Annotated in this window: 11 protein-coding genes; 7 read left to right on the forward strand and 4 right to left on the reverse strand. The window is 61.5% G+C overall.

Annotation, left to right across the window (positions count from 1 at the left end; translation table 11 throughout):
* The first annotated feature begins 219 nt into the window (after positions 1-219).
* Entirely contained in the window at positions 220-1371 is a 1152-nt protein-coding gene (locus ACZZZ4_RS25935) for a M14 family metallopeptidase (protein ID WP_463549145.1), read from the forward strand.
* A 58-nt stretch (positions 1372-1429) separates the two neighbouring features.
* Here ACZZZ4_RS25935 and ACZZZ4_RS25940 read toward each other — a convergent pair whose 3' ends face one another.
* Positions 1430-1975: a cytochrome b gene (locus tag ACZZZ4_RS25940; RefSeq protein ID WP_039763357.1), complete on the reverse strand. Its 546-nt coding sequence runs from the start codon at positions 1973-1975 to the stop codon at positions 1430-1432.
* Positions 1972-3078, reverse strand: a complete 1107-nt coding sequence (locus tag ACZZZ4_RS25945) for a catalase family peroxidase (protein WP_463549146.1) — start codon at positions 3076-3078, stop codon at positions 1972-1974. The genes ACZZZ4_RS25940 and ACZZZ4_RS25945 overlap by 4 nt, the downstream gene beginning before the upstream one ends.
* A 156-nt stretch (positions 3079-3234) precedes the next feature.
* On the opposite strand from ACZZZ4_RS25945, the gene ACZZZ4_RS25950 reads away from it, so the two are divergent.
* The 4 genes from ACZZZ4_RS25950 to ACZZZ4_RS25965 all read left to right on the forward strand — a co-directional run bounded on the left by ACZZZ4_RS25950 (position 3235) and on the right by ACZZZ4_RS25965 (position 7287).
* On the forward strand, positions 3235-3741 hold the full coding sequence (locus tag ACZZZ4_RS25950; RefSeq protein WP_463549147.1) for a sigma-70 family RNA polymerase sigma factor: 507 nt from the start codon (positions 3235-3237) through the stop codon (positions 3739-3741).
* Complete coding sequence (locus ACZZZ4_RS25955) at positions 3738-4493, forward strand: anti-sigma factor family protein (protein WP_133336860.1); 756 nt, start codon at positions 3738-3740, stop codon at positions 4491-4493. The genes ACZZZ4_RS25950 and ACZZZ4_RS25955 overlap by 4 nt, the downstream gene beginning before the upstream one ends.
* 210 nt (positions 4494-4703) lie before the next feature.
* Positions 4704-5834: a cell division protein ZapE gene (gene zapE / locus ACZZZ4_RS25960; protein ID WP_463549148.1), complete on the forward strand. Its 1131-nt coding sequence runs from the start codon at positions 4704-4706 to the stop codon at positions 5832-5834.
* Between the two features lie 139 nt (positions 5835-5973).
* A complete protein-coding gene (locus tag ACZZZ4_RS25965) occupies positions 5974-7287 on the forward strand; it encodes a leucine-rich repeat-containing protein kinase family protein (protein WP_463549149.1) in 1314 nt (437 codons plus the stop codon).
* Positions 7288-7383: 96 nt separating this feature from the next.
* On the opposite strand, the gene ACZZZ4_RS25970 is transcribed toward ACZZZ4_RS25965, so the two are convergent.
* On the reverse strand, positions 7384-8088 hold the full coding sequence (locus tag ACZZZ4_RS25970) for a YebC/PmpR family DNA-binding transcriptional regulator (RefSeq protein WP_039763362.1): 705 nt from the start codon (positions 8086-8088) through the stop codon (positions 7384-7386).
* 220 nt (positions 8089-8308) lie between these two features.
* Here ACZZZ4_RS25970 and ACZZZ4_RS25975 point away from each other — a divergent pair, with 220 nt between their 5' ends.
* Positions 8309-9703: a type VI secretion system Vgr family protein gene (locus ACZZZ4_RS25975; protein ID WP_039763363.1), complete on the forward strand. Its 1395-nt coding sequence runs from the start codon at positions 8309-8311 to the stop codon at positions 9701-9703.
* 104 nt (positions 9704-9807) lie between these two features.
* Here ACZZZ4_RS25975 and ACZZZ4_RS25980 read toward each other — a convergent pair whose 3' ends face one another.
* Positions 9808-10668, reverse strand: coding sequence for a LysR substrate-binding domain-containing protein (locus ACZZZ4_RS25980; protein WP_463549150.1), 861 nt, complete (start codon positions 10666-10668; stop codon positions 9808-9810).
* Between the two features lie 113 nt (positions 10669-10781).
* Between ACZZZ4_RS25980 and ACZZZ4_RS25985 the strand changes: the two genes are divergently transcribed.
* The gene (locus ACZZZ4_RS25985; protein ID WP_463549151.1) at positions 10782-11891 is read left to right on the forward strand and encodes a 2-aminoethylphosphonate--pyruvate transaminase; all 1110 of its coding nucleotides are present in this window, start codon (positions 10782-10784) and stop codon (positions 11889-11891) included.
* Positions 11892-11906 lie beyond the last annotated feature (15 nt).

The raw sequence follows: 11906 nt of genomic DNA on the forward strand, positions 1-11906 counted from the left end.
CGATGGCGCGGATAATATCAAATGAATATCGATTGGCAAGCCAGACCAGGCTCCATCGGGCCTAACTAATGGCGATCAGCACTTGAGAATCAATCGCACAGCCTCTAAGCTGCTGGCGCGTCACGGAAGACGCCCCCCGCTCCACCCGCAATTCCCCTCGGTTTCACCCCAGCCTGCGTGTAAAGTACCGGTCATAAAAATCCTGCTCAGGAAGCGATTATGACCGTGGCCAAATCTTCGTTCGACATCAGCGCCAATTTCGACAGCGGCAACATCCAAGTCATCGACATCAGCAACCCGCTCAATCCGGTTCTGGCCATCCGTCCGGACACCCGCAGCGCTCATTTTCAGTGGTTCCACTTCAAAGCCAGCGGCCTGCATGTGCATCAGGAGCACTGGTTTCGCCTGGTCAATGCCAGCCAGTCCTCCTACAACAAAGCCTGGACCGGTTATCAGGCAGTCGCTTCCTACGACCACGTCAACTGGTTCCGTATCCCTACCAGCTTCGAAGGCGACAGCCTGCGCTTCTGCCTCGAAGCCGAACAGACTCACGCCTGGTTCGCCTACTTCGAACCCTACAGCCGCGGCCGTCACGACTGGCTCATCGAGCAGGCGCTGAGCAAGGCTGGCACCGAATTGCTGGCGACCGGCAAAAGTGTCGAAGGCCGTGACATTCAATTGCTGCGCAAAGGCAGTGGCGCCGAAGGCCAGCGCAAGATCTGGATCATTGCCCAGCAGCACCCGGGCGAGCACATGGCGGAATGGTTCATGGAAGGCGTGATCGAGCGTCTGGAACGCCATGACGACCCGATTCTGAACAAACTGCTGGCCAGCGCCGATCTGTATCTGGTACCGAACATGAACCCGGACGGTGCCTTCCACGGCCACCTGCGCACCAACGCCATGGGCCAGGACTTGAATCGCGCCTGGCAGAACGCCAGTCAGGACATCAGCCCAGAAGTGCTGTTCGTCCAGCAGCAGATGGAAAAGTATGGCGTCGATGCGTTTATCGACGTACACGGCGACGAGGAAATCCCCCACGTCTTCACCGCCGGCTGTGAAGGCAATCCCGGCTTCACACCGCGCATCGAAAAGCTTGAAGAGCATTTCCGCAGCCACCTCAAGCACACCACCAAAGATTTCCAGACCACCTACGGCTACACCCGCGACGAACCGGGTCAGGCCAACATGACGCTGGCCTGCAACAGCGTCGGACAGAAATACGACTGCCTGTCGCTGACCCTGGAGATGCCGTTCAAGGACCACGACGACCACCCGGACAAGCTCACCGGCTGGTCGGGCAAACGTTCGAAGCAATTGGGTAAAGACGTGCTGACCACGCTCGCCGACATGGTCGACACCCTGCGCTGATCCCCTCCCTGTAACGACAAAAGATCGCAGCCGGCCTGCGATCTTTTGCTTTAACCGGTCAGCCGCGATCGCGCCCGCGCAACATGCTGTCGAGGACTTCGTCACGACGCACCCAGCCATGAAACAGCGCCGCCGCCAAGTGCAGCAGCACTGTCAGAAACAGCAGATACGCCAGATAGCCATGCGCCTTGCGCAGCAACGCAAACAGTTGCGCGTCGGCCGGAACAATTGGCGGCAGATGCAGCGACGCCGAGAGCATCACCGGCTCGCCCGACGCACTGATCATCGCCCAGCCGAGCAGTGGCAACACCAGCATCAACGCATACAACAAGACATGGGAAGCCTTGGCTGCCAACACCTGCCAGCCCGGCAGATCATCCGGCAACGGTGGCTGACGCGTAGTGAACCGTACCAGCAGACGCACAATCACCAGCGCCAGAATCGCGATGCCCAGCGGCTTGTGCAGATGAATCAACCATTCGTGGCGAGACGACACCGAAGTGACCATGCCCGCGCCGATAAACAGCATGGCGATGATCATCAGCGCCATCAGCCAGTGCAGCAGGCGCGCCAGCAAAACGAAATGCGTCGGTTGCTTGTTCATGGACGAGCCTCCTGTTTGGCGGCGGGCAACTGGCTGACTTCGCTGGTGCGACGCAGGTAGGAATCGGCGTAACCGGCGGAACGCGCGGCCAGCAGTGGATCTTCCGAGCCTTGAATCCCCGCCGGCAATACCAGCGGGTCGTAGTTGATATCACGGCATTCACCACTGAGCTGCGGCTGGGTTTTCTCCAGCACCAGAGTCCCGGCGTTCAGCACTTTTCGATTTGCGGGCCAAGTCTTGCTGGCATCGTTGACCGCGTCGTCGGCGTTGGCCAGGGTGATGTTCAACTGGAAGCGCAAAGGTGCGGCGGCCAGGCGTTGCACCAGATCCTTCTCGAGAAAGTCCGCGCCTTCAGGGGCGGTGGCACCCGCCGCGTCCTGCGCCAATGGCGTCATGCTCCAGCGCACCGCCTGTTTCTTGCCGTTGCCATCGACCAGATAGAACGCGTTGATGCTGTTATAGGTCTCCGTGGCGTAACTGGCCGAAGGCTTGGCGGTCTTCACCCACGTCAGAAACGGCACGGCTTCCGGGTGTGCGGCGAAAAACGCCGGCACCTTCGTTGGATCGGGCTTGCCGGTGGCCGGATCAGGCGACTGCGCCTGCTGCAATTGATAGAACGCCTCGGGCGTGCCGACCGGGAACACCGGCATGCTGTTCATCCCGGTGCGCCATTGCTGCCCGTCAGCCTGAGTGAAACGCAGAGCCAGACTGCGGATCGGCACGGCGCTGTCCGGCGCATAGGGATTGCCGGCCGGCAAGGCAAAACGCCCCACCACCGGCGTCTGCGGCAGGTTGAACACTTGTGCCGTGGAGAACGCGCGTGCCTCGCCGCTGCTTTCGAAATGGCCGATCACGCAGACACCCTTGGCGTGATTGCGGCGGAAACCGGGATGCACGCCGTTGTTCTTTTGCAGCACATCGACCAACGCTTTTGGCGTCAGTCGTTGTGGGTCAAGGTTGCCATGCACGTAGGCAAACGCCCCGGCCACAGCGGCGACGATTACGCCAATGGCGCCCAGACGCAAGATCAGGCTCGCGGCGCTCAGTGGCGGGCGCGCAGGCCTGCCCGGCGGTGCCGCGTTAGGGGACGAGCGATCAACCATGAATATCTCCAGGCCATCGGCCACAAGTGGAAAGAGTCAGCAAGACGCACCCCGTCCGGGTTTATTCCACGGCGCGGTATTTATTTTTGCGCACGGGGAATAACCTGCACTGACGGGCGTCTTCCTAGTCCACAGCGTAGCGACCAGCAGAAATTCATGAGCGAATTCGACGAACAGTTGAGAGAAATCATTCCCAGATTGCGCCGCTTCGCCGTGTCCTTGACGCGCAACAGCAGCAGCGCCGACGATCTGGTTCAGGCCAGCCTCGAACGGGCACTCTCGGCGTGGGGTGAAAAACGTGCCGAAGGCGACTTGCGCGCCTGGCTGTTCGCGATCCTCTATCGGCAATTTCTCGATGCGCACCGTCGCTCGCGGCGCTATGCGCTCATGCTGGAATTTTTCACCGGTCGTGACGATGCCGAACCCTCGGTGGAACGCACCGTGATTGCCCAGTCGACCCTGCAAGCCTTCGAACGCCTGCCTACAGAACAGCGCGCTTTGCTGCTGATGGTCTCGGTGGAAGGCCTGTCCTATAAAGAGGTCGCCGAGATCCTCGGCGCCCCGATCGGCACCGTGATGTCGCGCCTGTCCCGCGCCCGCCAGGCCTTGCGCCAACTCAGCGACGGCGAAATCAGCAGCCCTTCCTTGCGGATACTCAAATGATCAGCCTGCCTCCCAGCGAACGCGATTTGCACGCCTACGTCGACCACCAGCTCAGCGACGCCGATCGGCGCGTGCTCGAGACCTGGCTGGCCAGCCATCCTGAAGAAGCGGCGCAGGTGCGCGCCTGGCAGCGGGACGCCCAGCAATTGCGCGCAGCGTTGAGTGGCGCCTTGCAGCAACCGGCCAATCCGGCGCTCGACCCAATGATGATTCGCCAGCGTCGCCGCCAGCAGTCACGTCGGCATCTGGCCAGCGCGGCGGTGTTGCTGATCGCCGTCAGCATCGGCGGTTTCAGTGGCTGGCAGGCGCGGGAAATGACCCTGGTGCGCCCTGCGCAATTGCCGATGACTGACGCCTTGCAAGCCTATCGACTGATCGCCCAGCAAGGCGTGCTGCCCGCCGATTACAAGGTCGACAGCGACGGCGACATGCAGCGTTGGCTCGACCGTTACTTCAGCGACGCCAGGCGCTTGCCCGATCTCAAGGCAGCGGGATTCGAGCCGGTCAGCGGGCGCTTGCTCAGCACCGATGAAGGCCCGGCGGCGATGGTGATGTATGAGGATGGCAGCGGTCACAAGGTCAGTTTCTACCTGCGTCCGCCAGGACCGAAAAACACCCTGCTGCCGCGCGGTTCGCGCAGCGATGGCGATCTGCAAGCCGATTACTGGTCAGGGCCGGGGTACAACTATGCGGTGGTCAGCCCGACCGACTCGCCAGCGGCGCAGTTGCTCAAGCAATCGCCACCGTTCTGAGACGATCTCCTGTAGGGGTGAGCCTGCTCGCGATAGCGTTTTTTCAGACACTGATGATGTGACTGATTAGCCGCTATCGCGAGCAGGCTCACTCCTACAGTGGACCGTGTACGCCGTGATATTTCATGTAGCCAACGCCCGAGCTCTGGTTACACTTGGGCCACCGCGCTCCCGCTGGAGCCGGTCCACTCAACCAGGAGCCTGTCCCGCGTGTCCGCCCGAACGCCGAAACGATCACGTCTGAGCCAACGCTGGCCGATCTTGCGTCGCCTGTTCGGCAAAAGCCTGCCCGCCAGCGCCGGGCACGATGCGCATGCCGCAGCCATCCGCGATTACTTCCGCGACAAGGCCAAAAGCCAAGGCTACACCCTCAGCCGCAGCCAGCAGCAAGTCATCGATTGCATGGCGCAGCAGGCCAGCGTGCTGCTGGGCGACGGCGTCCACACGCCGCCGAGTCTGTACCTGTATGGCGCCGTCGGACGCGGCAAGAGCTGGTTGCTCGACGGTTTCTTCCAGGCGCTGCCGATCACGCGTAAACGCCGCCTGCATTTCCATCAATTCTTCGCTCGGTTGCACGACGGCATGTTCCGTCATCGCCAGCTGGAAGACGCACTGGAAATCACCCTGGACGAGTTGCTGGAAGATTGTCAGGTACTGTGTTTCGACGAGTTTCATGTGCACGACATCGGCGACGCGATGCTCATCACGCGGCTGTTCAAGGCCCTGTTCAAACGGCGGATCATGCTGCTGGTGACCTCCAACTACGCGCCTGAAGGCCTGCTGCCCAATCCGCTGTATCACGCGCGCTTCAAGCCGGTGATCGAGCTGATCAACACGCGCATGCAGGTGATGGAAGTCGGCGGCGCCCACGACTACCGCACGCTCAACCGTCAACACACGCATCAAGTGTTCACCCAAGGTCATTACGTTTGGCCGGCGACATCAGCTCAGCGCTTGGCCCTGAATCTGCCGGCAGCCGACGCGCCTGCTCTTGCCCTCGAGGTTGGCAAGCGCCAGCTTCGAGCACGCTTGTGCGAGGGCCGAAGAGTCGCGTTCACCTTCAACGACTTGTGTGAACAACCAACGGCGGTGATGGATTATCTGCAGCTGTGCCAGCGTTTCGACCAGTGGATCATCGATGACCTGCCGCAGCTCGGGGAGTGTCCGATCGCCGTGCAGCAGCGCTTCATCAATCTGATCGACGTGCTTTACGACCAGGACAAACACCTGACGCTGCTGGGCCAACTACCGCTGGGCCAAAGTCTTGAAGGAAACGCCATCGACCTGGCACGCACGCGCAGCCGGTTGGGGCAATTGCAGGAAATCCACGCCCCCGCCTGATATGCCGCACCTTGTGGAAGCGAACCCTGTGGGAGCGAGCCAACTTCAATACCAGATAAACCAGACATTGCTTTACCGCTATCATGTCGCCCATCCTCAGCGCCCCCGCGTCGCTCCACCGATAATAGCGAAACCAGACATGCACACCCTTGCTCAACTGCGCGCCGGCGAGCTGTCGGGCATTACCCGCCTCGACCTGTCTTGCGGCCTGACCGAATTCCCCAACGAAATTTTCCAACTCGCCGACACGCTGGAAGTGCTCAACCTCAGCGGCAATGCGCTGAACAACCTGCCCGACGACCTGCATCGCCTGACCCGCCTGCGCGTGCTGTTCTGCTCCGACAACCAGTTCACCGAGCTGCCGGCCTGCCTCGGCCAGTGCACCGCGCTGACCATGGTCGGCTTCAAGGCCAATCGCATCGTCACGGTGCCCGGTGCCGCCCTGCCGCCGCAGCTGCGCTGGCTGATCCTCACCGATAACCGCATCGAGAACCTGCCGAGGGAGCTGGGTGAACGCCCCGCTTTGCAGAAGCTCATGCTCGCCGGTAATCGCCTGCGCTCGCTGCCAGAATCTATGCGCGATTGTCATCGACTGGAATTGCTCCGTATCGCCGCCAACCAGCTCAACGAGCTGCCACAGTGGCTGCTGACCTTGCCGAGCCTGACCTGGCTGGCCTACGCCGGCAATCCGCTGGAAACCGAAGCCGATGCCGCCGCACTGGAGGCCACACCACTGATCGACTGGTCGGCGCTGCGCCTTGAACAACAACTGGGCGAAGGCGCTTCCGGGGTGATTTCCCGGGCGGTCTGGCAGCGTGACGATGGCTCGGCGCAGGCGGTTGCGGTGAAGTTGTACAAAGGCGAAATGACCAGCGACGGCTCGCCGTTGCATGAGATGAACGCTTGCATCACCGCAGGCCTGCACCCGAACCTGATCCGCGTCGAAGGGCGCATCAGCGGCCATCCCGATCAACAGCAGGGGCTGGTGATGCAACTGATTGATCCGAGCTTCGGCAATCTCGCCGGCTTGCCGAGCCTGGACTCGTGCTCGCGGGATGTTTATGCCGAAGATCGCCGGTTCTCCGCCGAGGTTGCCCTGCGCGTCGCCCAAGGCATCGCCTCAGCGGCCGAGCACCTGCACCGCCAAGGCATCACCCACGGCGACCTCTATGGCCACAACATCCTGTTGAACGATCGCGGCGATTGTCTGCTGGGGGATTTCGGCGCGGCCTCGTTTCACGCCACCCGCGATGATGTGCAAACACGCGCATTGCAGCGCTTGGAGGTACGTGCGTTCGGTGTGTTGCTTGGGGAAGTGTTGGCGCGTGTCGACTCGGGGTTGAGTGCAGAGCGGCGCCTGGCATTGGAAGCGCTGGAGCAGCGCTGCTGTCAGGCGGATGTCTTGGGACGCCCGGCATTCAGCGAAGTCAGTGAAATTCTGCAAAACCTTTGACCGCTGCGCGGTCATTCGCGAGCAGGCTCGCTCCCACATCATGCATTCCAATGTGGGAGCGAGCCTGCTCGCGAAAAGGCTTACCGGCGCGACAGATCAGCCAGCCAGACCGACAAACATGTCCTGCACGTCATCATGGTTGTCGAGGCCTTCGAGGAACGCTTCGACTTCAGCCATTTGCTCGTCGCTCAGGCCGCTGACCGGATTTTTCGGCTGGTAGCCAAGCTTGGCCGAAAGCACGGTGAAGCCTTGTTCCGGCAGCGCTTTCTGCACGGCGTCGAGGTCAGTCGGATCGGTGAGGAACAGCGTCGCGCCCTCTTCACCCGGTTCGAAATCCTGGGCACCGGCTTCGATCGCCGCCATCTCCGGATCGGCGTCCGGGGTGTCCGGCGAAGCTTCGATCATGCCGACGTGGTTGAACATCCACGCCACCGAACCGGAAGCGCCCAACTGGCCCTTGCGGAACGCCACACGGATTTCCGCGACGGTGCGGTTGATGTTGTCGGTGACGCATTCAACGATCAGCGGCACCTGATGCGGGGCAAAACCTTCGTAGGTCACGCGATGGTATTGCACGGTTTCACCCAGCAGACCGGCGCCTTTCTTGATCGCGCGATCGAGGGTTTCTTTTGGCATCGAGGCTTTCTTCGCCTGTTCGACCACCAGACGCAGGTGTGCGTTGGTGGCGGTATCGGCACCGTTGCGCGCAGCAATGGTGATTTCCTTCACCAGTTTGCCGAAGATCTTCCCTTTGGCGTTGGCTGCCGCTTCTTTGTGTTTAACCTTCCACTGTGCGCCCATTACTCACTCTCTTGATCTGTGGCGCCGAGACATCTATTGGCCGACGCGTGGCGGCAAGTTTATACGGCCTAAAGTCGGCAATCACCCAAAAAAACAGCCAGCGGAATCGACATCTTCACCAAAGCATGTAGGGGATTCTGAAAAGCGCCTTTGACATGACCATTCAGCCTGACGGTTTCGTACCCTTGAAACCCCGTATCGCCTGACAGGGCCTGCTCGAATGCTCAATGACAAGGAAAGTCCGTTCACCCTTACGCTGACCGACAGCGAATTGCGCCTGCCGGTCGTGCGTTTTCGCGGCGAGGAGGCGTTGAACCAGCCCTACCGTTTCGACATCGAACTGCTCGGCCTCGCCCCCGCCATCGCCCCTGGCTCCTTTTTGCACAGGCCGGCCTTTCTGCGGCTGAGTGAACAGCACGGTTTCCACGGCGTCATTGCCAGCGCCAGTTGCGAACATCGCGGCACGCATCGGGTGGGCTATCGGCTGATTCTGGTGCCGCATCTGCAACAACTGGCGCAAGCGCCTGAACGACGTGTGTTTACTCGCCTCAATGCGCCGCAAATCATTCAGCAATTGCTTGAAGAGCATGCCTTGCCGGCGCACAGCTACCGCATTGACATGAGCGTCGGCCATTACCCGCCGCGGGCGTTTTGCATTCAATACGACGAAAGCGATCTGGCGCTGCTGCAGCGGCTCTGTGAAGAAGAAGGCATCCACTATCACTTCGAACATGGGCCTGACGGCCATGTTGTGGTGTTCGCCGACGACAGCCTGAGCCTGCCACAGGAACCGGTCGAAATCCCTTTCAACGCGGATGAGCACCCGCCCACGCCCTGCGTCAGCGCGCTCTATCAACAGCACCGCGCAGCGCCGGTGCCGATGCTCCATGCGGTACGCAATCGCGGCCAGCCTGCCTGCATTGATGAAGCCGCCAACGAAGCCTCGGCAGGGTTGCAAACGCCGGCGCGATCAATTGAACGCCTGTATGCCGAACAACGCAGCCGGCGCCATTTGCAACGCCAACGCTGCCAGCTGCGCTCGATTCACGGGCGCAGCGATTGCAGCGACTTGCTCAGTGGCCGATTGCTGTTGGTGACCGAGCACCCAATTCATCACTTCAACGAACAATGGCTGATCAGCGCCGTACGCCACCACGGACAGCACCCTTCGATTCTTGACCCGGGCGCAACGGTTCATCGCTATCACAACGATTTCACTGCACAGCCCTGGTCGAGTGACTTTCGCCCAGCACTCAAACAGCCGCGTCCGAATGTGGCCGGTTACCACCTGGCGCGGGTAGCGGGTGCGCCGGGGCAGCCAGCGCAAGTAGATGAAAACGGCTGCCTCGCCGTGATCCTGTGGCCCGCTGACAATCAGTACGGCAACGACAGTGACGCCCTCTGGCTGCCAATCGCCCTGAGCCGGTTGAACGGCCCCGTCGCCGTCGACGATTTACCCAGTGCCGGCAGCGAAGTGTGGGTCAGCTTTCTCGACAGCGATCCGGACCGACCGATCTTGTGCCTCGGCCACCCACGCCAGCCACCGGCCCGCGAGGCAGAGCCCGCGCGCGACAGCCTGCTGCTCGACTGGCTGATCAACCGCGCCGAACACTAGAGCACAGACAAAAGATCGCAGCCTTCGGCAGCTCCCGCATTCATCGCGCCAGGCGCAGAATCCATGTGGGAGCGAGCCTGCTCGCGAAGAGGGCACCTCGGTATTCAGGCTGGCGCCAAATCAAAAAACGCCTGAATCAAGCGCAACTCGCGTCGGCGCTCCATGCAGCCAATCATGTGCCGGTTCACCAGCCCTTCCCCGGCAATCGGGATCGCCACCACGCGCGGGTCATGACTGACCTCCACCGATGACACCACACCCACCCCCAACTCGGCCGCGACCGCTTCGGTCACGGCCTCGCGACTGTCCAGCTCCAGCAACACCCGTGGCTGAATCGAGGCCTGCGCACACGCTTGATCAAAAGTGCGCCGGGTAATCGAACTCGGCTCGCGCAGAACCATGATCACTTGGTCCAGCTCCTTGAGTTTCACTTCACCGGAACGATTCGCCCAACGATGCCCCACTGGCACCAACGCACAGATCCGCGACTCGCTCAGTGCTTGCAGATACAGGCCCTTGCGCGGCTCGACCTCGGTCAGCACCGCGACATCGGCGTGTTCCGACAACAGCGCCGCCAGGGTTTCCTGCGCGTTGCCCAGACGCAGGTTGACGGTGATGCCCGGATAGCGTGCGCGCAGGCTCGCCAGCATCGGCATGACCATGTGCGGCCCATCCGCCGCCACCTCCAGACGCCCGGTCAATAACTGCCGATTTGCTTCGAGCAAGGTCTGCGCTTCTTCGGCCAGGCCGAACATGGCGCGGGTGATCGCCGCCAGTTTAGTGCCCTCCTCGGTCAGTTCCACCCGTCGCGCGGTGCGCCGCAACAAGGTGATCTGGTAGTGCTCCTCCAGCGCCTTGATGTGTCCGGTGACTGCCGGCTGGCTGATGAACAACCGCGCAGCCGCGCGGGTGAAGCTGCCTTCGCGGGCCACGGCATCGAAAGCGCGCAGCTGAAACAGGTTCATGGATAACTCTCACTGATGGCTGGCATAACAATAAACAATTTGATTGATGCAACGGCGAATTGCAACGTAGGGCCCGTAGCTTCATCCCCCAGCGTTTTCGCAAGGACACACGAATGAGTACCGCCGCACCGATTCTGCTCACTCCCGGCCCGTTGACCACCTCGGCCCGCACCCGTCAGGCAATGATGCTCGATTGGGGCTCGTGGGATGACCGCTTCAACCAGTTGACCGCCAGCGTTTGCGAGCAATTGCTGGCCATCCTCAACGGCGCCGCCAGCCACCACTGCGTACCGTTACAAGGCAGCGGCACTTTTGCCGTCGAGGCGGCGATCGGCACGCTGGTGCCGCGTGATGGCAAAATTCTCGTGCTGATCAACGGCGCTTACGGCAAGCGGCTGGCGAAGATCTGCGAAGTCCTCGGGCGTTCGTTCAGCACGTTCGAAACCGCCGAAGACGAACCGACCAGCGCCGCCGACGTCGAGCGCTTGCTGCGCGCCGATGCTGACCTCACCCACGTGGCGCTGATTCACTGCGAAACCAGTACCGGCATCCTCAATCCGCTGGCACAAATCGCCGAGGTCGTGGCGCAACACGGCAAACGCCTGATCATTGATGCCATGAGCTCTTTCGGCGCATTGCCCGTAGACGCGCAAAAAGTACCGTTCGAGGCGCTGATCGCCGCCTCCGGTAAATGCCTGGAAGGCGTACCGGGGATGGGGTTCGTCTTCGCCCACAAGGAATCCCTGGCCGCCGCTGCCGGCAATTCGCACTCGCTGGCGATGGACCTGTATGACCAGCACGCCTACATGCAGAAGACCGGGCAATGGCGCTTCACCCCGCCCACCCATGTGGTCGCGGCACTGCACGAAGCATTACTGCAATACAGCGAAGAAGGCGGTCTGCCGGCGCGGCATGCGCGGTATGCGGCGAACTGTCAGGCGCTGATGGAAGAGATGAACAAAATCGGTTTGCGCAGCTTTCTGCCAGCGGCGATCCAGGCGCCGATCATCGCCACTTTCCATGCGCCGCAGGATCCGCGTTACCAGTTCAAGGACTTCTACGAGCGGGTCAAAGCCAAGGGTTACATCCTCTACCCCGGCAAACTGACCCAGGTCGAAACCTTCCGCGTCGGCTGCATTGGCCACGTCACCCCGGACCAAATGCGCCAGGCCGTGGCAGCGGTGGGTGAAGTGCTGCGCGAGATGGAAGTGCTAGACATCTGAGCGCCCCACGGTTCC

The sequence above is a fragment of the Pseudomonas sp. AC252 genome (genome assembly GCF_979258105.1).